The organism is Brachybacterium vulturis (assembly GCF_043641765.1).
Lineage (GTDB): Bacteria > Actinomycetota > Actinomycetes > Actinomycetales > Dermabacteraceae > Brachybacterium > Brachybacterium vulturis_A.
Genome location: NZ_JBHZRO010000001.1, coordinates 86,444 through 109,797, shown reverse-complemented (window position 1 = coordinate 109,797; position 23,354 = coordinate 86,444). Strand labels below are relative to the sequence as shown.

General features: G+C 71.4%; 24 protein-coding genes. 9 read left to right on the top strand and 15 right to left on the bottom strand.

The features are described from left to right. Positions 1-14: 14 nt before the first annotated feature. From ACHUEU_RS00495 to ACHUEU_RS00480, 4 genes are all read right to left on the bottom strand, one after another. Positions 15-770, bottom strand: coding sequence for an iron ABC transporter ATP-binding protein (locus ACHUEU_RS00495; protein ID WP_394213908.1), 756 nt, complete (start codon positions 768-770; stop codon positions 15-17). Further along, complete coding sequence (locus ACHUEU_RS00490; protein ID WP_394213907.1) at positions 767-1,954, bottom strand: iron chelate uptake ABC transporter family permease subunit; 1,188 nt, start codon at positions 1,952-1,954, stop codon at positions 767-769. The genes ACHUEU_RS00495 and ACHUEU_RS00490 overlap by 4 nt, the downstream gene beginning before the upstream one ends. Beyond that, positions 1,947-2,948 carry an ABC transporter permease gene (locus ACHUEU_RS00485; protein ID WP_394213906.1) on the bottom strand — a complete coding sequence of 334 codons (1,002 nt, stop codon included), beginning with the start codon at positions 2,946-2,948 and terminating at the stop codon, positions 1,947-1,949. The genes ACHUEU_RS00490 and ACHUEU_RS00485 overlap by 8 nt, the downstream gene beginning before the upstream one ends. A 140-nt stretch (positions 2,949-3,088) precedes the next feature. After that, positions 3,089-4,093: a siderophore ABC transporter substrate-binding protein gene (locus ACHUEU_RS00480; RefSeq protein ID WP_394213905.1), complete on the bottom strand. Its 1,005-nt coding sequence runs from the start codon at positions 4,091-4,093 to the stop codon at positions 3,089-3,091. A 262-nt stretch (positions 4,094-4,355) separates the two neighbouring features. Here ACHUEU_RS00480 and ACHUEU_RS00475 point away from each other — a divergent pair, with 262 nt between their 5' ends. Both ACHUEU_RS00475 and ACHUEU_RS00470 read left to right on the top strand, forming a co-directional pair. Further along, positions 4,356-4,706: a YciI family protein gene (locus tag ACHUEU_RS00475; RefSeq protein ID WP_394213904.1), complete on the top strand. Its 351-nt coding sequence runs from the start codon at positions 4,356-4,358 to the stop codon at positions 4,704-4,706. Continuing rightward, positions 4,703-5,986 carry an RNA polymerase sigma factor gene (locus tag ACHUEU_RS00470; protein WP_394213903.1) on the top strand — a complete coding sequence of 428 codons (1,284 nt, stop codon included), beginning with the start codon at positions 4,703-4,705 and terminating at the stop codon, positions 5,984-5,986. The genes ACHUEU_RS00475 and ACHUEU_RS00470 overlap by 4 nt, the downstream gene beginning before the upstream one ends. 51 nt (positions 5,987-6,037) lie before the next feature. On the opposite strand, the gene ACHUEU_RS00465 is transcribed toward ACHUEU_RS00470, so the two are convergent. Then, entirely contained in the window at positions 6,038-6,349 is a 312-nt protein-coding gene (locus ACHUEU_RS00465; protein ID WP_394213902.1) for a 2TM domain-containing protein, read from the bottom strand. 277 nt (positions 6,350-6,626) lie between these two features. Further along, positions 6,627-7,151, bottom strand: coding sequence for a PH domain-containing protein (locus ACHUEU_RS00460; RefSeq protein WP_394213901.1), 525 nt, complete (start codon positions 7,149-7,151; stop codon positions 6,627-6,629). Positions 7,152-7,396: 245 nt separating this feature from the next. Here ACHUEU_RS00460 and ACHUEU_RS00455 point away from each other — a divergent pair, with 245 nt between their 5' ends. Further along, on the top strand, positions 7,397-8,137 hold the full coding sequence (locus ACHUEU_RS00455) for a hypothetical protein (RefSeq protein WP_394213900.1): 741 nt from the start codon (positions 7,397-7,399) through the stop codon (positions 8,135-8,137). 106 nt (positions 8,138-8,243) lie between these two features. Then, a complete protein-coding gene (locus tag ACHUEU_RS00450; protein WP_394213899.1) occupies positions 8,244-9,107 on the top strand; it encodes a hypothetical protein in 864 nt (287 codons plus the stop codon). 48 nt (positions 9,108-9,155) lie between these two features. Here ACHUEU_RS00450 and ACHUEU_RS00445 read toward each other — a convergent pair whose 3' ends face one another. Continuing rightward, a complete protein-coding gene (locus ACHUEU_RS00445; protein ID WP_394213898.1) occupies positions 9,156-9,572 on the bottom strand; it encodes a hypothetical protein in 417 nt (138 codons plus the stop codon). A 306-nt stretch (positions 9,573-9,878) separates the two neighbouring features. Here ACHUEU_RS00445 and ACHUEU_RS00440 point away from each other — a divergent pair, with 306 nt between their 5' ends. The 5 genes from ACHUEU_RS00440 to ACHUEU_RS00420 all read left to right on the top strand — a co-directional run bounded on the left by ACHUEU_RS00440 (position 9,879) and on the right by ACHUEU_RS00420 (position 14,698). Then, positions 9,879-11,387 carry a purine-cytosine permease family protein gene (locus tag ACHUEU_RS00440; protein WP_394213897.1) on the top strand — a complete coding sequence of 503 codons (1,509 nt, stop codon included), beginning with the start codon at positions 9,879-9,881 and terminating at the stop codon, positions 11,385-11,387. Positions 11,388-11,499: 112 nt separating this feature from the next. Continuing rightward, positions 11,500-13,068 (top strand): isochorismatase family protein, encoded by a 1,569-nt coding sequence (locus tag ACHUEU_RS00435; protein WP_394213895.1) that lies wholly within the window; start codon positions 11,500-11,502, stop codon positions 13,066-13,068. After that, on the top strand, positions 13,055-13,285 hold the full coding sequence (locus ACHUEU_RS00430) for a hypothetical protein (protein ID WP_394213894.1): 231 nt from the start codon (positions 13,055-13,057) through the stop codon (positions 13,283-13,285). The genes ACHUEU_RS00435 and ACHUEU_RS00430 overlap by 14 nt, the downstream gene beginning before the upstream one ends. Then, positions 13,282-13,845, top strand: coding sequence for a DUF488 domain-containing protein (locus tag ACHUEU_RS00425; RefSeq protein WP_394213893.1), 564 nt, complete (start codon positions 13,282-13,284; stop codon positions 13,843-13,845). The genes ACHUEU_RS00430 and ACHUEU_RS00425 overlap by 4 nt, the downstream gene beginning before the upstream one ends. Positions 13,846-13,903: 58 nt before the next feature. Beyond that, entirely contained in the window at positions 13,904-14,698 is a 795-nt protein-coding gene (locus ACHUEU_RS00420; protein WP_394213892.1) for an SDR family oxidoreductase, read from the top strand. A gap of 30 nt (positions 14,699-14,728) precedes the next feature. Here the strand turns inward: ACHUEU_RS00420 and ACHUEU_RS00415 are convergent, their stop codons facing one another. The 8 genes from ACHUEU_RS00415 to ACHUEU_RS00380 form a co-directional block, all read right to left on the bottom strand. Next, positions 14,729-14,917 carry a hypothetical protein gene (locus ACHUEU_RS00415; protein WP_394213891.1) on the bottom strand — a complete coding sequence of 63 codons (189 nt, stop codon included), beginning with the start codon at positions 14,915-14,917 and terminating at the stop codon, positions 14,729-14,731. 140 nt (positions 14,918-15,057) lie between these two features. Then, on the bottom strand, positions 15,058-16,077 hold the full coding sequence (locus tag ACHUEU_RS00410; protein WP_394213890.1) for a TerC family protein: 1,020 nt from the start codon (positions 16,075-16,077) through the stop codon (positions 15,058-15,060). Between the two features lie 157 nt (positions 16,078-16,234). Then, positions 16,235-17,428, bottom strand: coding sequence for a M4 family metallopeptidase (locus ACHUEU_RS00405; protein WP_394213889.1), 1,194 nt, complete (start codon positions 17,426-17,428; stop codon positions 16,235-16,237). 70 nt (positions 17,429-17,498) lie between these two features. Next, positions 17,499-19,040, bottom strand: a complete 1,542-nt coding sequence (gene hutH / locus ACHUEU_RS00400) for a histidine ammonia-lyase (RefSeq protein ID WP_394213887.1) — start codon at positions 19,038-19,040, stop codon at positions 17,499-17,501. Between the two features lie 54 nt (positions 19,041-19,094). Further along, entirely contained in the window at positions 19,095-20,468 is a 1,374-nt protein-coding gene (locus ACHUEU_RS00395) for a YjiH family protein (protein ID WP_394213886.1), read from the bottom strand. A 57-nt stretch (positions 20,469-20,525) separates the two neighbouring features. Further along, entirely contained in the window at positions 20,526-21,818 is a 1,293-nt protein-coding gene (locus tag ACHUEU_RS00390; RefSeq protein WP_394213885.1) for an amidohydrolase family protein, read from the bottom strand. Between the two features lie 96 nt (positions 21,819-21,914). Beyond that, on the bottom strand, positions 21,915-22,967 hold the full coding sequence (locus ACHUEU_RS00385; RefSeq protein WP_394213884.1) for a C2 family cysteine protease: 1,053 nt from the start codon (positions 22,965-22,967) through the stop codon (positions 21,915-21,917). Beyond that, entirely contained in the window at positions 22,964-23,269 is a 306-nt protein-coding gene (locus ACHUEU_RS00380) for a hypothetical protein (protein ID WP_394213883.1), read from the bottom strand. The genes ACHUEU_RS00385 and ACHUEU_RS00380 overlap by 4 nt, the downstream gene beginning before the upstream one ends. Positions 23,270-23,354 lie beyond the last annotated feature (85 nt).

Sequence of the window (23,354 nt, the reverse complement as noted above, 5' to 3'; positions counted from 1 at the left end):
GCAGAGCTCGCGGCTCAGTAGTAGACCGCGAGCGGCCCTGTCGGCCCGTCGATGACCTGCACCGGGGTGTCGAACACCCGGGTGAGCACCTCGCCGTTCATGATCTCGCCGACCGGACCGGCCTCGACCACCCCGCCGTTCTTCATGGCGATGATGTGATCCGCATAGTGCGCCGCGAAGTTGATGTCGTGCAGGACCACCACGATGGTGCGGCCCAGCTCGCGGGCCGCATCACGCAGCCGTCCCATCATCTGCACGCTGTGGCGCATGTCGAGGTTGTTCAGCGGCTCGTCCAGCAGCACGTACTCGGTGTCCTGGGCCAGCACCATCGCGACGTAGGCGCGCTGGCGCTGCCCGCCCGAGAGCTGATCGAGGTAGCGGTCCTCGAGCTCGTCGAGGTGCAGGAAGTCGATGGCCTCGGAGATCTTGTGCTCGTCCAGCCGGGTCAGGCGGCCCTTGGAATAGGGGAAGCGCCCGAAGCCCACCAGCTGCCGCACGGTGAGGCGGGTGATGAAGTGGTTCTCCTGGCGCAGCACCGAGAGGATCTTCGCGAGATCCTTCGAGGCCGTCGAGGCGATGTCGTAGCCGGCCACCTCGATGGCGCCCTCGTCGATCCCCAGCAGGCGACCCACCATGGTCAGCAGGGTCGATTTCCCGGCTCCGTTGGGGCCCACCAGGGCGGTCACTCCCCCCGAGGGGACGTCGACCGTGACCGGGCCGATCGCGACCGTCTCCGAGTACTGCTTCCGCACGGCGTCGATGGTGATCACAGGCGCCCCCTCCGCATGATGACGAGGAGGAACACGCTTCCTCCCACGAGTTCGATGATGATGGACACGACGCCCTGCGCGGCGAAGAGATGGTTCATGACGAAGTACGCGCCGGCCAGGACCACGAAGCCGGTCAGCACGCCGACCGGCAGCAGCAGGCGGTGGTCATGGGTGCCGGCGAGCTGGAAGGTCAGCGTCGCGACCAGGAAGCCGAAGAAGGTCATGGGGCCGACGAGGGCGGTGGAGACCGCCATCAGGATCGAGACCAGCACGAGCATGTAGATGGTCTGGCGCCCATGGTCGACGCCGACGTTGATGCACACGTCCCGACCGAGCGAGATGACGTTGAGCTGGCGGGCGTTCAGCCAGATCAGCACGCCTGCGCCGAGGACCAGCGGGATCGCGAAGGGCAGGTACTCGGCGCTGGCGTTCTGCACCGATCCGAACAGTCGCGCGGTGAGCACGTCGAACTCGCTCGGGGTGAGCAGTCGCTGCATGAAGGTGGAGACCGCACCCATGCCGCCGCCGATGATGATGCCCACCAGCAGCATCACCTGGATGTTCGCGTACCGGCCGCGCAGCAGCCAGCCGTACAGCAGCACCGAGAACCCCACCATCACCGCGACCTGCAGCAGGAACTGGCCGGTGCCCTGCAGGGCGACCACCCCGGCCACACCCAGCAGGTACACGGCCCCGGTCTGGATCACGGTGTAGAGCGATTCGAAGCCCATGATCGAGGGCGTGATGATGCGGTTGCCGGTGACGGTCATGAAGGTGATCGTCGCGACCGCCTGGCAGAACGCGACCACGGCCATCACCACCAGCGAGGTCGCGCGCATCTCGGCGATCAGCCAGAAGCCGCGCGAGCCCGTCGGCATCGGGTTGTCGACCGCGAGCAGACCGGCGCCGAACCCGAGGGCCAGCACGATCAGGAGGACCAGCACGAGCCGGTAGCGCCGGCGGGAGCGGGCATCGGGGAAGGCGCCGGAGCTGCTGCGGGTACGACGGGGGGCGCCGATGACCTCGAGATCCTCGACCAGGTCGGCGGGGGCAGTGCTGATGCCGGGGCTGATCGACTCCTCGGCGACGGCCTCCAGCCGGCGCTCGGTGAGCTGGCCGGCGAGGGGGTGCGCCGCGTCGGGGCGGCGCACCGCGGACGGGGGGACGGGGGTGCGCTCAGCCATGTCGACGCTGCCTGAGCAGGAGGGTGATGAACACGACGGCGCCGACGATCCCGAGGATCAGGGAGACCGGCACCTCGAAGGGCATGATGACGATGCGGCCGATGAGGTCGCAGACGGTGACGATCGCGATGCCGAGCAGGCACACCCAGGGCAGGTTCGAGCGCAGGTCGTCGCCGCGGATCATCGAGATCACGTTGGGCACGATGAGCCCCAGGAACGGCAGGTTGCCGACCACCACGGTGACCACCCCGGTGGCGATGGCGACCAGTCCGGTGCCCAGCAGCAGCACCCGTTGGTAGTTCACGCCGACGTTGGTGGCGACGTCCTCGCCCAGACCGATGACGGTGAGCCGATCGGCGACCCAGAACACGGCGATCCCCACCAGCAGCACGATCCACAGCACCTCGTAGCTGCCTCGCAGCACCGAGGTGAAGGAGCCGGCGAACCACACGCCGAGATTCTGCAGGGCGTCGAACTGGAGCGCCACGAAGGTGGAGACGGCACCGACGACGGCGCCCAGCATGATGCCGATGATCGGCACGATGAGGGAGCTGCGCAGGGTGACCTTCCGCAGGAACAGGAAGAACACCAGGGTGCCGACGAAGGAGAAGATGATCGCGACCGTCATCCGGGTCAGCAGCCCGGCGTCCGGGATCATCACCATCACCAGGATCAGTCCCAGCCCGGCCCATTCGGTGGTGCCGGTGGTGGTCGGCTCCACGAAGCGGTTCTGGGTCATCAGCTGCATGATCAGCCCGCACATCGCCATCGCGGCACCGGAGAGGACCAGGGCCACGGTGCGCGGGATGCGGGTGATCGCGAACATCTCGGCCCCGTCCTCGGCGCCGAAGATGTCATAGACACCGGTGAACAGGGAGGCGACCAGCAGCAGTGCGACCACCACGATGCCGAGCACGAGCTTGCCGTCGATCAGACGCTCGCGCCCGCGGCGCCGCAGCGGCGGCGCCCCGGTGGCGAGGGAAGGACTGGGCATCAGATCTCCTGGGGGAAGCAGGCGCCCGCCGCGGCCCCCGCGGGCGCGGGCCCGGCGGGGACTGCGGAGACGCACGGCGCGGCGGGCCGGACCGGAGGGGTCCCGCCCGCCGTGCGGAGGTCAGCGACGGTGTTCGTGGCTCAGGCCTTGGCCTCGAGGGCGTCGGCGAGGGCGGTGAAGAACTCGGTGTAGGTCTGGATCGACTCGTTGGTGTACGTGTCCGCCGGCATGTACACGATGTTGTCCTCCGCGACCGCCGTGACCCCGGAGAGCGCCTCGGAGGAGTCGAGGATCTCGTTGGCCGGGGTGTACTCCGGGTCGTCGGCGGAGATCGCCGCATCGCGGTCCATGACCAGGATCCAGTCGGGGTTCGCCTCGGCGATGGCCTCGACGGAGATGTCATCGCCCTGGTGGTCGTCGCCGGCTCCCTCGATCTCGAGCGCGGGGACCAGCCCGAGAGCCTCGAAGGCCCAGCCCAGGGTGCGGCCCATGCCGGGCGCGATGAAACCGATGTCCCCGCCGGAGGTGGTGACGGCCATGACGGTGGAGGCGCCGTCATAGGCGGAGCGCACGCGCTCCATGGCGGCGTCGAGGTCGGTGCCGAGCTGCTCGGCCTCGGTCTCCTTGCCGAAGACCTGGCCCAGCACGCCCACCTGGCGCTTGAGCTCGTCGGCGAAGGGCTCGCCCTCGCGCGGGTCCAGCTCGAGGATCGTGGCCTCGGGGGCGAGCCGGACGAAGTCGTCGTGGTACTGGGCGAACCGCTGTCCGTTGACGATGAGGGTGGGCTCGGCGGCGACCACGGCCTCGAGGTCGGGCTCGCGGTGGATGCCAAGGTCGATGATCGACTCGTCATCCTTGAGCGGGTTGGTCGTCGGCATCAGCGCACGCGCGGCGGCGGTGAGGCTGACGCCCCAGTCGGCGAGCGTCTCGAAGGTGCGGTTGTCGGTCGCGACCACGGAGGCCGGCGGGATCTCGACGGTCTGGGTGCCGTTGTTGTCCTCGACCTCGACGGTGCCCTCGGCCGCGACCTCGTCGGCCGCTCCGGCGCCGGTCGCGTCGGAGGAGCCGCCGCAGGCGGTCAGGACGAGACCGACGGCGCCGGCGGTGGACAGGGCGCCGAAGTGGCGGCGGGTGAAGGGCGTCATGGAATAGCTCTCTCGGGAAGGCTCCGGGCATCTCCGCGCGGGATGCCCTGCAGGGTCTCTACTGAGGCTAGCCTTCCCTGAGCGGTTTTCGCCACTCGGGACTTGCTTTATTGGCCTGATTTCACCCCTCGGACGCTGTGGACCTGATCACAGCCGCCGGCGGGCGGAAGATTGTCGGCGGCTGTCGATCCGTCCCCCGCGCATTCGTCATAGTGGTGTCCGGGCCGCTCGGCCCGGTCGAGGCACCACCGGAGGAGTCACCATGAAGTACGTCCTGCTGCTGATGGGAAACCTGGCCGACGAGCGCTGCGGGGAGACCGAGGAGGGCCCCGGCCCCGAGGAGTTCATCGCCTTCGACGCGGCGCTCCAGGAAGCGGGGGTGCTGGCCGGCGGCTTCGCCCTCACCGACCCGGAGGAGGGGACCAGCCTGAGCAAGGCCTCGCGGGAGGCCGAGCCGGTGATCACCGCCGGGCCCTACGCGGAGAGCCGGGAGTTCGTGGGCGGCACCATCGTGATCGAGGTCGATTCGCTCGACGACGCCCTGGCGTGGGCCGCGAAGTGCCCGGGCGCGATCGGGGGCCGCATCGAGATCCGGCCGCTGCTGGAGATGTGAGCGGGGTGACCCCGGAGGCGACGCCCGAGGAACGGCCGACGGATGACGTGCTGTCCCGGGTGCACCGGGAGGAGCACAGCCGCCTGCTGGCCACCCTCGTGCGCCGCTTCGGCGATCTCGACCTCGCCGAGGACGCCGCCCAGGAGGCGATGGAGGCCGCCCTGCGCACCTGGCCCGCGCAGGGGGTGCCGCGCAGCCCGCCGGCCTGGCTCACCACCGTGGCGACCCGCTCCGCCCTGGACCGGGTGCGGCGCGACGCCACCTACGCCCGGCGCCTCGCCGAGCTGCACCTCCAGCACGGACCCGCCCTCGCCCCACCCGCTGATGAGGGTGCACCCTCCGGCGAGGACCTGCCCGACGACCGGCTGGCGATGCTCATGGGCTGCTGCCATCCGGGGATCGCCCCGGCGGACAGGATCGCGCTGATGCTGCGCTTCGTGGGCTCGCTGAGCACGGCGGAGGTCGCCCAGGCGCTGCTGCTGCCGACCCCCACCCTGCAGGCACGGATCACCCGCGCGAAGAAGCGGATCGCCGCCGCCCGGATCCCGCTGGCGGTCCCGGCCGATCCGGGCGAGCGCGAGCGCAGGCTGCCCCTGGTGCTGACCGCGATCTCCCTGATCTTCACCGCGGGGTACTCGGCGACCAGTGGGGACAGCCTGCTCCGTCGGGAGCTGACGGCGGAGGCGATCCGGCTGGCCCGGATCCTGCACCGCCTGCTGCCCTCCGCCGAGGCGCAGGGACTGCTCGCGCTGATGCTGCTCACCGAGGCGCGCTCCCCTGCGCGCGAAGACGCCGAGGGGGTCCCCGTCCCCCTCGAGGACCAGGACCGATCCCGCTGGGACGAGGAGCTGATCGCCGAGGGGCTCCCGCTGGCGCAGGCCGCCGCTGCTCGCTCGGACGCCGGCCGTTTCACGATCCAGGCCGCGATCGCCGCGGTCCACGCCGAGTCCTCCCGCTTCGAGGACACCGACTGGCCCCAGATCGTGGCGCTCTATGATCTGCTGCTCGCCCGCGGGGACGATCCGGTGGTGCGGATGAATCGTGCCATCGCGGCAGGACGGGCACAGACACCGGCGGACGGTCTCGCCCTGCTGGAGCAGCTGGCCGAGGAGCCGGGGCTGCGGCGCCACCATCCCTTCCACGTCGCGCTGGCGCTGTTCCGCGAGGAGCTGGGGCGGACGGAGGAGGCCGCGGCCGCCTGGCACCGGGCGCTCGACCTGGTGGGGGGTACCGCGGAACGGCGGTTCATCGAGCGGCGGCTCGCCCGGCACGGGGAGTGAGAGGCGCAGAGGATGAGCCCCGCCCGGCGGCGGGCCATGACGGGCAACGGCTCAGCGCGCTCCGCGCAGCCGGTCCATCTCCTTGCGGACCCGGTCCTCGCTCTCGCCCGGGCCGAACAGCGACCATGCCTGCCAGAACAGGCCGATCCCCCAGAAGACCAGTACGAACAGCGGCCAGGGGAAGCCGAAGCCATTGCTCCCCCAGGTCCAGAACAGGATCCCGTTGATGAGCAGGTAGACGGCCAGCTGGACCACGAGGCCGCGCCGGGCCTGCAGGTTCCCCAGGGCGCGGCGACGCAGCTCGGTCTCGGGGTCGGGGCTGCTCCCCTGCGACATCCCTGTGTTCTCGAACGATGACTGCATCTCGGATCCTCCGGTGGCTGCGGTTCCTGGTGTCCTCACGACACTAGAAGCTCCCTGGTGAGCGGCCCCGTGACGACTGTCATCGATCCCCCGGACACTCGTCATGCCCTCATCCCAGGCGTGGGCCGGCGTCGGGGATGCCGCCGTCCAGCAGGCGATGGCCCGTGCGCAGGTGCGCCGCGGAGTGCACTGTGCTCTCACATGGCACGACGCGCGGCGGGGCGCGCCCGTGGGACCCGTGGGACCAGGAGCGACCGCACGGCGGTCGTCCACGGCCTCAGCGCGGCGGCGCGCCTCCCGCGGCCAGATGGCGCAGGAGCGCCGCGACCTCCTCCGTCCGATCCTGCTCGCTGACCTTCATGGAGATGTCCTTGCCGTCGCGCACATGGACCCGCAGCCGCCCGGAGATCAGGCGCTTCTCGAGCTCGGCTCCCCTGATGCTCGCCGCCGGGGCCTCGTGGAGGACCGTCCAGCCGCGCAGGCGGTCCATCACCTGCAGCACCCGATGGTCGGTGACGATCAGCAGCGGGAAGGTGTCCGAGCGCAGCGCCCCGACCGCGACCTCGTACACGGTCTCGTCGGGATGGAGCACCTGCTGCGGCAGGTTCGCGTCCGCCGCGCGGAAGCGCAGGCCCCGGTTCTTGGCCATCGCCTCGCGGTATGTCGTCTCCGCCCGGCTCTGGGAAGAGTTCTCTGCGAGGTGCTGAGCGAGCACCGCCTCGGCATCGTCCCCGTGGGTCTTCCGGAGGGATCTCTGCAGCTCGGCGGCGGCTCGCAGCTGGTCCCGCTTCTTCCCATCCATGGCACGACCCTACGTTGCCTGCCGGCGCGTCTGCCACGTCCCCGGGCGTCGCCTTCCGAGCAGCGGCTCCTGTCCCGTGGGGAGTTCTCCCCATCGCCGGATCGCCGGCGCATCACTACGGTGGGGTCGGTCGATGGACGCGGGCCGAGACCTGGCGCCGGGCGGGCGTCGAAGGCGGCGGCGCTTCCCAGCGCGGCGCGAATTCCGGGACCTCCTGGTGGGATCGCGTCACCGGTGGTCTCGAGGTGTACACCGCACTGCAGAATGCGTTCAGCGATGGCAAGGACGTCTGGGACATCCTGCGGGTCATCGACCGCTCCACCGACGTCATCGACGGCGCCGAGGACATCGTCCAGCTCGCCGCCGGGACGTGGAGCTACGGGCAGGACCTCACCGGGGCCGTCTTCCATCGGGGCACCGAGTTCAGCGGCCTGATGAGCAAGCTGGTCGGGGAGCTCCCATTCCCCGTCCCCACCGGTGCCGGCACCCGGAACTTCTTCGGCGTCGTCGACGACGCCGCGGGATGGGCCTCGAAAGCGGCGCCCTTCCTCGACGACGTGGCGCCGTTCGTCGGCAGGGCCCTGCCGGGGCTGGACCTCGTCTTCGGCGGTGGCCAGCTGATCGAGGGCATCCAGAGCGGGGACACCTTCAGCGCGGTCACCGGCGGCGCCAGTGCCTTCGGTGGCGGTCTGATGCTCGCGGGAGGTGCCATGTCCGCGACCGGCGTCGGTGCCGTCATCGGTGGCCCGATCGCCGCGGCCGGGGCGATCATCTCCGGCGGCGCGGCCCTGGCCGACATCGGCAAGCTGGTCTACGACAACTGGGACGCGATCTCCGCCACGGCGTCGGACGCCTGGGATGCGACCACCGATGTCGTCGGCGACACCGCCGGGGCGGTCGCCGACACCGCCGGCGATGTCATCGACTCCGTCAGCGACGGCATCTCCGACGCGGTCGACGGGCTCGCCGACGCGCTGCCCTGGTGACCGTCCCACCCCGCTTCCACCGACCTCGGCCGTGAGAAGCTGAGACCGCTCGCCGGCACACCACGAGGCCCGGCCGGCCCATCGATATCCAGGGAGTCGACCCCGCATGAGCACCACCGCCCAGTCCCCCTCGGCCGAGCCCACCATCACCCAGCGCGACATGCTCGGTGCGATGGAGGTGCTCGCGACCACGGAGCCCGAGCCGAGCGTGCTGCTGATCCTCACCGATGAGGAGATCATGGGCCTGGACGGCGCCTCCGCCCTCGAACCCCTGGGCAGCCCCTACCTCGACCAGGAGGTCGTCGAACGGACGTCCTCGGCCGCCGCCGCACTGCGGTCCCTGACCGCCCGTGGGCTGGTCCGACCGGGGGGTGAGAGCGTCGAGGACGAGGGCGAGCTGGTCTCCGGCCCCGGTGACGCCCCGCGACGTGCGATGCAGCTGGATCGTCGGCTGGCGGGCGTGGTCACCCTGCGACGCATCCCGGACGCGATGGTCACCACGAGCCGCACGCTGAACGGCGGCTCGACCACCCTGGCCCACTACCTGTTCCCCCGGGGAGGCGTGCTGGAGGAGTACCTCTCGATCGACGGCTTCCACCACTTCAGCGTGCCGGAGCTGGGCTCGGTGCCCGATCGGATCCGACGGTTCGTGGACCCGTTCGAGGCGGCCGGGGAGGACGGCGAACCCGAGACCGTCATCGCGGCCGAGGTCACCCGGAGCATCGAGGTGGACGACGCCCGTGCGGTCTCCGTGCTCACCGCTGTCGCGGAGGGGGCCGGCCGCCAGGCCACAGTGGTCACCACCTCCGACCGGGTGCGGGTGCTGGACCACGGACCCCTCGACACGGAGACCTCACCGAGCGACGAGCTGCAGATCTCCGAGGTGTCCTCGCAGACCCTGCTCGACGTGATCGACGTGCTGATCCCCCGCTCCGCCGAGGACGAGGCGGAGGCGACCCCCGGCAGCTGAGGGACCGCCCGGGCGGATCTCCCGATCGGCTGCCCGTGGGCCGCGGGGTCAGCCCTTGGCGGACTTCTCGCCCTGGGACAGCAGCAGCGCCGTCGCGATCGCGAGCAGCCAGCTGTCCTTGGCGACCGGGGTGCCGTCCTGGGTGGGGCGCACCCCGTCGGCCTCGGTCATGTGCGGGGTGCGCAGATACATCGACAGCATCGAGCCGGAGAACGCGGCCAGGCCCAGTCCCGCGACCCGGGTGGGCACGAAGGGCAGCAGCAGGGAGGCACCGACGGCGATCTCGCCGTAGCTGAGGAACTTCGCGAACTGCTCGGGGGTCAGCTTGCCCAGCGGCGGCACGCCCTGGGCGGCCATGCCCTGCAGGCCCTCGGCCATCTCGGCGGGCATGCCGAGCTTGCCGATACCGGAGTTGAGGATGAACGCGCCGGGGACGGCGCGGAGGATGGCGGTGCTGAGGGACATCGCGAGAACCTTTCAGAAGAATCTGGTTGCGTTTTCAACTATAAAGCACGACGGAACGGCTGTCGACCCTGACGACGATACCGGCACGACGGCTGGCGGCTCTCCACTGCACTGCTGCCCGCCGCGGCGGCCCCGTGGTGTCCATGGCGATCGCGATCCTCGTGCGCGGCGCAGGCGCACTCTCCCCGGCCACGGGTACGGGCCCGCACGCTCACCCCTGATCTGCTCACACCCGTGGGAGACTGCAGAGCACACGTGCCCCTGCCCTCGGCCGGCGTCCCCCGGCCCTCCTCCCCCGGAGCAGCCATGACATCCCCTGATCGCACCTCTTCCTCACCCGCCGCTCCCGTCGGCGGTGCCGGGGTCATCGAGACCACCGGCATCGAGATCATCGCGGAGTCCGAACGCACCGCGAAGCCCCGGGACCTGGTCTGGCCCTGGTTCGCCGCGAACGTCTCCGTGTTCGGGATGAGCTACGGCTCCTACCTGCTGGGCTTCGGCATCAGCTTCGTGCAGGCGACGGTGGTGGCGGTCATCGGCATCATCATCAGCTTCCTGCTGTGCGGGCTGGTCGCGATCGCGGGCAAGCGCGGCAGCGCGCCCACGATGGTGCTCTCCCGCGCGGCCTTCGGGGTGCACGGTCAGAAGGTGCCCGGGATCGTCTCCTGGCTGACCTCGATCGGCTGGGAGACGTCGCTGGCGATCTCCGCGGTGCTGGCCACCGCGACCGTCTTCGACGTGCTGGGTGTCGCCTCGGGGCAGACGGTGACCGTGATCGCCACGATCGTCATCGCGGCCCTGATCGTGGGCGCCAGCGTGCTGGGCTATCACACCATCATGAAGCTGCAGTCGATCCTGACCTGGGCGACCGGCGCGATGACGATCCTGTTCATGGTCCTCACGATCCCCCACATCGACTGGGCCGCGGTGGTCTCGATGCCGCACGGCTCCCCGCAGGCGATGATCGGCGCGCTGGTGATGGTGATGACCGGTTTCGGGCTGGGCTGGATCAACATCGCGGCGGACTGGTCGCGATACCAGCAGCGCACCGCCTCCGACGGCTCGATCGTGCTGTGGAACACCGTCGGCGGTGCCGCCGCGCCGGTGGTGCTGGTGATCTTCGGCCTGCTGCTGGCCGGTTCCGACCAGGGCCTCGCCGGCGCCATCGAGAACGACCCGATCGGCGCCCTGATCACGATCCTGCCGCTGTGGGCGCTGATCCCCTTCTGGATCGTGGCGGTGCTGACCCTGGTCTCCGGCGCGGTGCTGGGCATCTACTCCTCCGGTCTCACCCTGATCAGCCTCGGCATCAACATCCCGCGCCCGGCGGCCGCCGCGGTCGACGGGCTGATCCTCACCGCCGGCACGATCTGGGTGGCGTTCTTCGCCACCAGCTTCATCGGTCCGTTCCAGAGCTTCCTGATCACCCTCGGCGTGCCGATCGCGGCCTGGGCCGGCATCCTCATCGCCGACATCCTCAGCCGCCGCACGGACTACGACGAGAAGGCCCTGTTCGATCCGGCCGGCCGCTACGGGGCCTTCGACTGGACCTCGATCCTCACCATGGTGGTCGCCTCGGTCCTGGGCTGGGGCCTGGTGGTCAACTCCTTCACCGAGGCCGCTCCCTGGAACAACTGGCAGGGCTACCTGCTCCAGCCGCTGGGCCTGGGCACCTTCGTGGACGACCCGGCCGGCTCCTACTGGGAGGGCAACTGGGCGTACTCCAACATCGGAGTGCTGCTGGCGCTGGTGCTCGGCTTCGCGGTGACCTGGTTCGCCCGGCGCGGGAGGATCCGGGCACAGGAGCAGCGCTGAGGAGCCTCGGGCGGGGCTGAGGCACCGAGCCTCGAGCTCCGGACAGCAGTCGCGGGTCGTCCGGGGTGCGCAGGAGACGCCACACCCGGCCGGCAGGCCTCATGATGTCCTCATGCGTCCTTCGCCGTCCCACCCGGCCCTGCCCTGGCTCGCAGCGCTCGGGGTGATGCTCATGTGGGCCTCGTCCTTCCTGGTCATCCGGGTCGCAGGCAATGACTTCTCCCCCGGCGCGATGACGCTCCTGCGGGTGAGCGCCGCCTCGATCGCGCTGCTGCCCCTCCTCCTCCTGGGCCGGGTGCGGGCACCCCGGAGCCCGCGGCTGTGGGCAGCGGTGGCCGGCTGGGGGATCGCCTGGTTCGCGGCCTATCTCGTGGTGCTCAACGCCGCCGAGCTCTTCCTCGATGCGGCCACGGCGGCGATGCTGGTGAACCTGGCCCCGCTGATCGTGGCGGTCACGTCGGGCCTGCTGCTCGGAGAGGGGCTCTCCGTGCGGCTGCTGGCCGGGGTGCTGGTCGCCTTCAGCGGCATCGTGCTGATCTCCGTCGGTGCCTCCACCGGGGGGCTCTCGGGGGTGGGCGTCGTGCTGGGGCTGGTGGCGGCGCTGCTCTACGCCGGCAGCGTGCTCGTGCAGAAGCTCCTGCTCGCCCATGTCGACTCCACCTCGATGACAGTGATCGGGGTGGTGGCCGGTGCCGTGGCCTGTCTGCCCTTCGCCCCAACCCTCGTAGCTGAGGTGGGAGCCGCTCCGCTCGGCGCGATCCTCGGCGTCGTCTACCTCGGGCTGTTCCCGACCGCCCTCGCGTTCCTGCTGTGGGGATACGCCCTGACCCACACCGGTGCCGGGCTGCTCAGCTCCTCCTCCCTCCTGGTACCCGCCCTCACCGTGGTGATGGCCTGGCTGCTGCTGAGCGAGGTGCCACCGCCGCTCGCCGCGCTCGGTGGCGTGCTGTGCCTGGCCGGAGCCGGCTCCGCGGTCGCTCCCGCGGTGCTCGGGTCCCTGCGGCCGCGGCGACCGGCCGTCTACCCTGGCCCCACGTCGAGCTCGTCGCGCATCGAGCACCACCCCGAGAGGATCCCGCCCATGCCCCCTGAGCCCGCCCCCCGCCGGGCGCCCTGGCTGCTGATCGTCGACCCGCAGCGGATCTTCGCCGCCCCCGACTCGGACTGGGCCTCACCGTTCTGGGAGCAGAGCTGGCCGCGGATCCAGGAGCTCGCCGCGCAGGTCGGCCCCGAGCGGACCCTGCTCAGCCGCTGGCTGCCCACGGCGGATCGCAGCACCGCCTGGGGCGAGTACTTCCGGGCCTGGCCGTTCGCGGACGTCCCCGCCGCGGATCCGCTGTACCAGCTGGTCGACGGCGCCGCCGCGCTCACCGCCCACCCCACCGTGGACGAGCCCACCTTCGGGAAGTGGGGGCCGCAGCTCGCGGGGATCGTCGGCCCCGCCCCGCAGCTGCTGGTCGCGGGGGTCTCGACCGACTGCTGCGTGCTCACCACCGTCCTCGCCGCGGCCGACGCCGGGGCGCGCCTCACCGTGGTCACCGATGCCTGTGCGGCCTCGAGCCCGGAGAACGGCGCCGCGGCCCTGCACACCATGAGCCTGTTCCCGCCGCAGGTCGAGCTGCGGACGAGCGCGGATGTCCTGACCAGGACGACCGAGAGGAGGGACGATGGCGACCACTGAGCCCGTCTGGGCGGTCGCGGGCGAACGCACAGTGACCTGTACGCACTGTGGTCAGGGATGGTTCTGGACCCGCCGCATCGTGATGAGCAGCAGCACCGCGAGCCTGTTCGGCATGGACGGGTTCAGCCCGGAGGCCGCCGTGCTCTCCTGCACGAGCTGCGGGAAGCTCGAGCTGTTCGAGCCGAGAGCCCTGCAGCTGTTCACCTCCACGTCATGACCACCACCGAGGCGACCGGCGCGCTGCTCACCGTGGGCCACGGCCGGCTGGAACGGGAGGAGCTCGCCGCGCTGCTCACCGGGGCCGGGATCACCCAGCTGGTGGATGTGCGCCGCTACCCCGGGTCCCGCACGAACGACGCGGCGGCGCGCGGCGCCGTCGAGGAGATCTGCACCGCGGCCGGGATCGACTACCGCTGGGACGAGCGGCTGGGCGGGCGGCGCCGCCTCACCAAGGAGGAGGATGCCGCCTCCCCCGACACCTGGTGGCGGGTGGCGCAGTTCCGCGCCTACGCCGGCTGGACCCGCAGCGAGGAGTTCCGCGCCGGGATCGCCGAGCTGCGGGACGATCTCTCACGCGGGCGCACCGCCGTGATGTGCTCGGAGGCCGTGTGGTGGCGCTGTCATCGCCGGCTGATCGCGGACGTGATGCTGCTCGAGCACGGGGTGGACGTCGCCGACCTCATGCACTCGGGGCAGCAGCGACCGCACGAGCCCAGCGACGGTGCCCGCCTCGGCGAGGACGAGCACGTGGTGTGGGACCTGCCTGATGAGTCCTGACCAGCGAGGCCCGCAAAACCGCTTGCCCGCGCGAAGGAGCGATCCTAGCGTCGCTCCCATGGCCTCCCCCGCTCCGCATCCCGCAGCCGCCCAGCCCCGCACCGTCCTGCTCACCGGCGTGGGCCGTCGGCGCGGGATCGGCGCGGCGATCGCCCGCGGCCTCGCCGAGGACGGTTATGACCTGGCCCTGAACTTCCACGCCCCCTACGACCGGCGGGTGCTCGGCGAGGATGCCGACGTCGAGCTGCTCGCCGAGGAGCTGCGCGCCGGTGGGCGCCGGGTGGAGCTGCTGCCCGGCGACCTCGAGGACCCCGCCGTGCCGCCCTCGCTCATCACCGCCGCCCGCGAGGCGCTGGGCCCGCTGGGGGCGCTCGTGACCTGCCACTGCGAGTCCGTGGACTCCTCGATCCTGGACACCACGGCGGAGAGCTTCGACCGCCACTACGCGGTCAATGTGCGGGCCACCTGGCTGCTGCTGCAGGCCTTCGCGGAGCAGGTCGAACCCGGCACGGACACCCCGGGCGGTGCGATGCTGGCGCTGACCAGCGACCACACCGCGCACAATCTCCCCTACGGCGCCACCAAGGGAGCGCTGGACCGCCTGGTCCTGGCCGGCACCCATGAGCTCGCGGACCGCGGGATCCGCACCAACGTGATCAACCCCGGCCCGATCGACACCGGCTGGATGGACGAGACGGTGCGGGAGGCCTGTGCGGCGCAGACCCCGGGAGGGGAGCTCGGCGGCCCGGGCACGGTCGCGGACCTGGTGCGGTTCCTGCTCTCCGCGCAGGGCGCCTGGATCCGCGGGCAGCTGCTGCTGTCCAACGGCGGCTTCGCGACCCCGGCGGGGTGAGGCCCGCCGCTCCGGTATCGGGACCGAGGCTCAGACCTCCCCGGAGCCGACGGGGCCGTCCCCGGTGGCCTGGGAGCGGACGGCGCCGCAGCGCCAGCACGGCACGCTCGGGTCCTGCGCCCCGGCGCCCTCCGGCATCGCGCCGCACTCCGGGCACAGCTGATCGATCCAGCAGACCGCCTCACCGGCGGTCCGGTCCGGGTCGACCTCCGCATCCACCGCAGGCTCCTCGCGTCGCTTCCTCCCGGTGCCGCGGGGGCGGACCGGTCCCTGCGCACGACTGTACGCCGCGCACGGGTGCCACGCACCGGCGACGACCGGCGCCGGGGCTTGGCGCCGACTGCACGCCCCGTGAGCGCTCAGTGCTCGGAGTCGGTGTGCTCCGGATCGGCGCCGGTCCCGCCCCGGACCGGCGTGGAGGTCTTCGGTGCGAAGAACAGGGAGGCGAGGACCGCGACCCCCATCGACACCACGATGACGGTCAGAGACAGCCAGATCGGCACCTCGGGGATCTTCTCCAGCGCCGAGAAGCCGGGGATGAACTCGAGCGGGGCCTCGTGGATCGCGTGGATCATCAGCTTGATGCCGATGAAGCCGAGGATCGCGGCGATGCCGTAGTGCAGGTAGGCCAGGCGCTCCAGCAACCCGCCCAGCAGGAAGTACAGCTGGCGCAGACCCATCAGGGCGAACAGGTTCGCGGTGAACACCAGGAAGGGATTGCGGGTGACCGCGAAGATCGCCGGGATCGAGTCCAGCGCGAACATGACGTCGGTCAGGCCGATGGTGATGAACACCAGCAGCATCGGGGTGAACAGGGTCTTCCCGTTCACGACCGTGCGCAGCTTGTTCCCGTCGAAGCTGTCGGAGACGGGCAGCATTCTCCGCACCGTCCGCATGATGAGCGAGTCCGAGCCGTCGTCCTCCTCCTCGGTGGCCTGTTTCCAGGCGGTCCACAGCAGGAAGATGCCGAAGATGTAGAAGATCCAGGCGAAGTTGTTGATCAGCACAGCCCCCGCGACGATGAACAGGGCACGGGCGATGAGCGCGATGATGATGCCCACCATCAGCACTTCCTGCTGGTACTTCTTCGGCACCGAGAACTTCGTCATGATCACGATGAAGACGAAGAGGTTGTCGATGCTCAGCGAGTACTCGAGCAGCCAGCCGGTGACGAACTCCGAGGCCGGCGCCATACCGCCCACGAAGAAGAGCACCACCGCGAACACCAGAGCCAGGCTCACGTAGAACCCGATCCACATCGCACATTCCTTCAGCGACGGCAGGTGCGGGCGCTTCAGGACCATCAGGAGGTCGACGAGGAGGATGACCACGAGCACGGCGAGTGCCGCGATCTCGAAGCCCAGGTTGAGCTGACCCATGCGATTTCCTTCGGGTGGCGGGGACGATCTCCCCGTGCTGCCGGGACGTGCCGGTGCGGGCGGACCGGTGTCAGAGTACTAGGCGAGGATCCCGGAAACCTGGGGAGCGGCCATCGTCACAGCGAGCGGGGCCACCAGCAGGCCCGGCTCCCCTCGCTCAGGTCCGCGCGCCGATGACGCCGACGCTCCGCCAGGCATCCACAACGGCCACATGCTGCGGGGAGCCCTCGCCGTGGACAGTCGCGGCGACCTCGAGGGTCGCGGTCGCGAAGGTCGCGAAGTCGGCGTCCTTGGGCAGTCCGGGGCGAGTCAGCGCCTGGTACCAGAGCGGGCCCGCGCCCTCCCACGACGCACCGCCGATCCCGGTCGCGGCCAGGTAGAACGCACGGTTGGGGATCCCGGAGTTGATATGCACGCCGCCGTTGTCGTTCTCGGCGTCGTGCGGGAGGTCGGCAAAGTCCGCCATCGAGGCGGGCTGCGGATCCTTCCCCAGCACCGGGTCGTCGTAGGCGGTGCCGGGCGCCTTCATCGAGCGCAGCGCGACACCCTGGACCCGGTCGGTGAACAGACCCTCGCCGATCAGCCAGTCGGCGTCCTGCGCGCTCTGGCCCCGCAGCCGCTGCTTCACCATCGCCCCGAAGCTGTCCGCGATCGACTCGTGCAGTGCGCCGGGCTGGGCGACGTAGATCAGTCCGGCGGTGAACTGGACGACCCCGTGGGTGAGCTCGTGCCCGATCACGTCCACCGCATTGGTGAAGGACCGGAAGTACACCCCGTCGCCGTCGCCGAAGATCATCTGCTCGCCGTCCCAGAAGGCGTTCTGGAAGTCCTCGCCGTAATGCACGGTGGCGATCAGCTCCATGCCCTCGTCGTCGAGCGAGTTGCGGGAGAAGGCCCGGTCGAACAGCTCCCAGGTGGCGCCGAGGCCGTCGTAGGCCTCGTCCACGGACTCGTCCCCGCCCGAGGCCTGCCCCTCCTCGCGCACCAGGACGCCCGGCAGGGCCGTGCCGTGCCGGGCGTCGTGGATGCTGCGGCGGAGGACGGCCTCGCTTGTCGCCTCCGGCACGGCCTGCCCGGCGGCGCTCGGCACTCCGGCCAGGCGCTGCCGCAGGTGCGGCGGGATCAGTCCGGCCCCTGCGTTCGGGGGGCCGGTGCGCCGGGAGCGCGCCGCCCGGACCTCCCGGTTCCCGGCCACGCGCCGCCCTGCCGCAAGGGTCCGCTCGGCGGCGGTGGCCTGCGTGTCCTCGCCCGCACGGGCGATCTGCCGCAGCAGGTGCGGGGGGATGATCCCGCAGACCGGGTGCGGGGCGCGGAGGATCTGGCGGTCACGGGTCCGGGCGTCGTTGCTCATGGGCCCAGCATGGCTCCGGGCGCCGACGAGCGGAACCCCGCGCGCCCGGCGCACACCCCGCCTCCCGCGCTCAGGCGAGCCGGCCCGTGACCTCCTCGACGGCGGCCAGCACGGTTCGGTCCCGCAGCCGCGCCTCGGCCTCGGCGATGTCCGGGGCCAGGAAGCGGTCCGGGCCCGGACCCTCGACGGTGCGGCGCAGCACGGCGATCGCGGCGGCGCTCGGGGCCGAGGGGGCCAGCGGGCCCCGCAGGTCGATCGCGTGGGCGGCGGTGAGCAGCTCGATCGCGAGCACGCGGCGCAGATTCTCCACGCTGGTGCGCAGCTTGCGGGCGGCGTGCCACCCCATCGAGACGTGGTCCTCCTGCATCGCGGAGGAGGGGATGGAGTCCACGCTCGCCGGCACCGCGAGGCGCTTCATGTCCGAGACCAGGCCGGCCTGGGTGTACTGGGCGATCATGAAGCCGGAGTCCACGCCGGGGTCATCGGCCAGGAACGGCGGCAGCCCGTGGGAGCGGGTCTTGTCCAGCATCCGGTCGGTGCGGCGCTCGGCGATCGAGGCGAGGTCCGCGGAGACCACGGCGAGGAAGTCGAGCACGTAGCCGACGGGCGCGCCGTGGAAGTTGCCGTTGGAGGTGACGGTGCCGTCCTCGAGCACGACGGGGTTGTCGATCGCGGCGGCGAGCTCGCGCTCGGCGACCGTGCGGGCGTGCTCGATGGTGTCGCGCACGCCGCCGGCGACCTGCGGCGCGCAGCGCAGCGAGTAGGCGTCCTGCACGCGGGAGCCCTCGGCGGCGACGTCGGCGATGATCGGCGACTCCGCGAGCAGGGCGAGGATGTTCGCGGCCGAGGCCGCCTGGCCCGGATGCGGGCGCAGCGGGGCGTGCAGCTCGGGCCGGAACACGCTGTCACGCCCGCGCAGGCCCTGCACGGACAGGGCGGTGGTGAGATCGGCGGTGCGCACCAGGTCGTCGAGGTCGGCGATCGCCATCAGCAGCATGCCGAGCATGCCGTCGGTGCCGTTGATCAGCGCGAGCCCCTCCTTCTCCTCGAGCAGCACGGGTTCGATCCCGGCCTCGGCGAGCAGCTCCGGCACGGGCCGCTCCACGTCCTCGCGGTCGCGGGCGCGACCCTCGCCCATCAGCACGATCGCGCAGTGCGAGAGCGGGGCGAGGTCGCCGGAGCAGCCCAGGGAGCCGTACTCGTGGACGATCGGGGTGATCTGGGCGTTCAGCAGTGCGAGGATCGTCTCGACCACGACGGGTCGCACCCCGGTGCGGCCGGAGGCGAGGGTGCGGGCGCGCAGCAGCATCAGGGCGCGCACCACCTCGGCCTCCACCTCCGGGCCGGCCCCGGCCGCGTGGGAGCGGATCAGGGAGCGCTGCAGGGCGTGGCGCATGCTGGGCGGGATCGCGGTGTCCGCGAGGGCGCCGAACCCGGTGGAGACGCCGTAGACGGGGGTGTCCCCGGCGGCGAGCGCATCGATGTGCGCGCGCACCGCGGCGACCTGATCCCGAGCGGCGGGGTCGAGCTCGACGTGTGCCCGATGGCGGGCGACGGCGAGGACGTCGGCCGGGGTCAGGCCGGAGCTGGAGAGGGTGATGGGGCTGATCATGAGGGACCTTTCCGGGGTTCGGGGTCGACGAGGAGGGACAGTGCCGGTGGCCGGCTACAGCAGCAGGTGGGCCAGCGGGGCGGCGATCAGGAGGGTCAGCACCACCCGAAGGAACCACAGCACCACCATGTGCACCACGGAGATGGGAATGCGGGTGGCCAGGATCGAGGGGACCAGCGCGGAGAAGAACACGATCTGGGAGACTGCGGTGACGCCGACCGTGAGGCGCAGCACCTCGGACTCGTGGCCGGCGACCACGGTGGCGGGCAGGAACATCTCCGCGATGCCCACCGAGACCGCCTTGCCCGCCAGGGCCGGATCGGGCAGCTGCACGAGGTACGCGACCGGCACGAACAGCCAGCCGATCACGTCGAAGACCGGCGTATAGGTGGCCAGCAGCAATCCGATCAGGCCGACGGAGAGGATCGAGGGGACGATCGCCGCGGCCATCAGCACGCCGTCCTTGAAGGTGGCCCAGGTGCCGCGCCCGATGCCGGGGGCGCTCGCCAGCGCACGCATCGCCTCGTCCCAGGCCTGCCGGAGACGGTTCCCGCGGGAGCCCGGCTCCGGAGAATGCTCGACGCCCTCGTAGGGCACGTCCGGCACCCGGCTCAGCGGCGGGATCCTCACCGTGATCGCGGTGACCGCGAAGGTGACGGCCAGGGTGAGGAAGAAGTACAGCGTCCAGTGATGCATCAGGTCCAGGGTGCTGGCCACGATCACCATGAAGGTCGCCGAGACGGTGGAGAAGCCGGTCGCGATGATCGAGGCCTCCTTGCCGGTGTAGCGGCCCTCGCGGTAGACGCGGTCGGTGATCAGCAGCGCCAGCGAGTAGGAGCCGACGAAGGAGGCGACGGCATCGACCGCGGCGCGGCCGGGCACCTTCCACACCGGGCGCATGATCGGCTGCACCAGCACGCCGATGAACTCCATCAGCCCGTAGTTGATCAGCAGCGCCAGGAACACGGCGCCGATGGGGACGAGCATCCCCACCGGGATCCCCAGCTTCTCCCACAGGAAGGGACCGATGTCCGGGTTGCCGAGGGGGCCCGGGTAGAAGCCGGCCGCCGCGCAGACCGCGACCGCCAGGCCAATAACGTTCAGCAGTGCGAAGACGGTGCGCAGCGTGGACTGCCTCCAGCTGCCGGTGACGAAGGGGCGCGCGGTCCCCAGCAGCACCAGGGAGACCACCACCCAGGGCACGGCCGGTCCCAGCACCCACCTCACGAAGGTCAGCGCATGGTCCACCAGGATCGTGGTTTCCCCACCGATCTCGACGGAGCCGAAGAACATCGCCAGGCCGATCGCGCTGAAGACGAAGAACCGCCAGCGGTTCCCGGGCAGCGGACGGATCTCGATGCCGGTGGTGTTGCGGCGCGCGGCGGCGCCGTCGAATCCGGGGTCGTGGGCAGCGTCGGACGTCGTCATCGACGGTCTCCTCTGGTCAGGACTGCGGGGGTGGGACGAGGCGGCGGCGGAAGAGGGTCAGGCCTTTGCTGTCGGGGACTGCTCGACGCCGCGGCGCCACACCCGGTGGGTGAGCGGCATGCCGGGCCGATAGGCGAGATGGATGGCGGCGGGGGCGTCGAGCACGTGCAGGTCGGCGCGGGCGCCGATCCCGAGGTGGCCGACGTCGGTGCGGCGCAGGGCCAGCGCCCCGCCGCGGGTGGCGGCACGGACCGCCTCGGACAGCGAGAGGTGCATCTGCAGCACGGCGGTGGTGACGCAGAAGCTCATCGCGCTGGTGAAGCTGGTGCCGGGGTTGCAGTTGGAGGCGATCGCGAGGGCGGCGCCGGCGTCCAGCAGGTCCCGGGCCGGGGCCAGCGGGGCACGGGTGGAGAGGTCGCAGGCCGGCAGCGCGGTGGCGACCGTCGGCCCGGCGTCCACGGCCAGGTGTCCGGGCCGGTCACCCGGCGCGGTGGCGCGAGCCGCGGTCGCGGCGAGGGCGTCGATCTCGGAGGCATCGAGGTGGTTCACGTGGTCCACGCTCGCGGCCCCGAGCTCTGCAGCCAGCGCGACGCCGCCGGAGCGGCCCAGCTGGTTGCCGTGCACCCGCAGGCCGAGGCCGGCGGCGGCGCCGGCGCGCAGCACCTGCTCCGACTGCTCGGGGTCGAAGGCGCCCGCTTCGCAGAAGACGTCGATCCAGCGCACGTGCGGGGCGACGGCGGCGAGCATCTCGCCGGAGACCAGGTCGACGTAGTCATCGGCGCCGGGCCGACCATCCTGACCGTCGTACTCGCGCGGCACCAGGTGGGCGCCGAGGAAGGTCGCCTCGTCGAGCTCGCGGTCCGCGATGAGCGCCGACAGCAGCTGCGCGGCCTGCAGCTCGTGCTCGACGGTGAGCCCGTAGCCGGTCTTCGTCTCCAGTGTCGTGGTGCCCCCGGCGACCGCCTCCGCGATCCGGCCGCGGACCAGCTCGCGAAGGTCCTCGTCGGAGGCGGAGCGGGTGGCGTCGGTGGTGACGCCGATGCCACCGGCCGAGTAGGACTGACCGGCCATCCGGGCCTCGAACTCGGCGGCACGGTCGCCGTCGAAGACCAGGTGGGAGTGGGAGTCGACCCAGCCGGGCAGGACGGCCCGACCGCCGAGGTCGACGGCCTCATCGGCAGCGGGGGCCTCGGCGGCGGGGCCGCTCCAGGCGATCCGTCCGTCCTCGATGACCAGGGCGGCGTCTCGCCGCACCTGCTCATCGGTGACGGCGTGCGGTTCCGCCGCGTCGTCCAGAGCGGGATCGAGGGTCCACAGCTCGCTGATGCCGGAGATCAGGGTGCTCGTCATGGCCCGAGGCTACGGGCTGGGATCACGCTCGCCCAGAGGCCCTGCCGGTCCTCTGTCCGGGATGCCGGACGATGCTCGGCGGGTCGAGGCGACCCGTCAGAGCCACCCGATCCCGTCACCGATGCCGATGCCCTCGAACACGCCCTTCTCCGCGGTGCGGCCGACAGTGGTGCGACCGAAGCTCTCCCGGTACTTCTCGTAACTCAGCGTCACGTTCTTCGGGGCGTTCGGATCCCCCGCGGCCCACGGGTTGGTCACCGTGACGGTGCCCGCCTCTGTGTCCACGGAGGACACCGTGTAAGCATGGTTGCCGACGATCTGGTCATGGCCGGGATCGTCGATCCCGCCGGTGTCGGCGTTGACGAGATGGCCGCGGTCGAGCTGTTCGGCGAGCTCATCGATGCTGAGGGAATCGTAGGCATCGGCGCCCTGACCGGTGAGGGTCTCCATCGCGTCCTCGGGGAACCCGCCGTCGATGTCGACGCCCCGGGCGTCCAGATGCATCGCATAGGCGCGCTCGTAGAGGCTGTAGACGGACTGGTCGCCCTCGGCACCGCGCACCCCGCCCTCCTGGACGGACTCGACCTGATAGACGATCGCCTCGCCGTCCTCGTCGAACATCGTGACCTCGTAGAGGCCCGGCTCGACCTCCTCCACGTGCTGGCGCAGGAAGTCCGGATCGCGCTGGGCGAGGGACTGCAGGGAGGACAGCAGATAGCAGTCGCCGATGCTGCCCTGGGCGGAGTCGTCGGGGTCGAGCGCCTCGTCGTCCTCGGGGATGTCCTCGTGCGCCGGATCGGTGCCCTCCGCATCGCCCGGGTCCTTCACCGTCCCCGCCTGATCGCCGTCGGGGCCCTCGGGGCCGTCGCCCCCACTACCGAGCCCGTCGGCCGAGGAGACCCGATCCTGCTCGACCGCGTGCTCGAGCAGCTCGTCGCTGCGACGATCGATGCCGTCCAGCAGCGTCGTGGCCTCGGCGAGCCGCGTCCCCGCCGTGGCACGGAACTCCTCGGCGTCGCTTCCGGTCCAGGCGACGGAGCGGATCGCGGAGCCGAGCGCGGAGATCCTCTCGCGCAGCGCACCCGTGCCGGTGCGCATGGCCTGCGCGTGTGCGCGGACCATCTCGGTGTCGGCTCCGAGCCGGATCATCGCGCGCCGCCCTCATCGGCGGCGCGGACGGTGACCAGCACCCGTCCCCGGCCCGTCGGAGCGGGTCCGTCCTCCGGTCGCGACGGCGGCGGCACCTCGTCCAGGCGGAGGCTCACGCCGTCCCCCACCTCGGCGGTCTGGCCGAGCTCGATCCGCACCAGCTGCGAGTCGTCGCCGTTGCGGACGATCACCTTGGCGTAGGACTCCCCCGTCTCCCCCGAGAACCCCTTGATCGCGAGCTGCAGATCCCGCCAGGGCGTCACCGCCCCCAGCGCTATCGCCACCTGCTCCTCGGTCGCCATGGTCCGCCCCTCACCTCATCGTCCAGCTGTCGTGGGACGAGTCTGTCGCGGCAGAGCCGTCCCGTCGATGGGCAGTGCTCCCCGT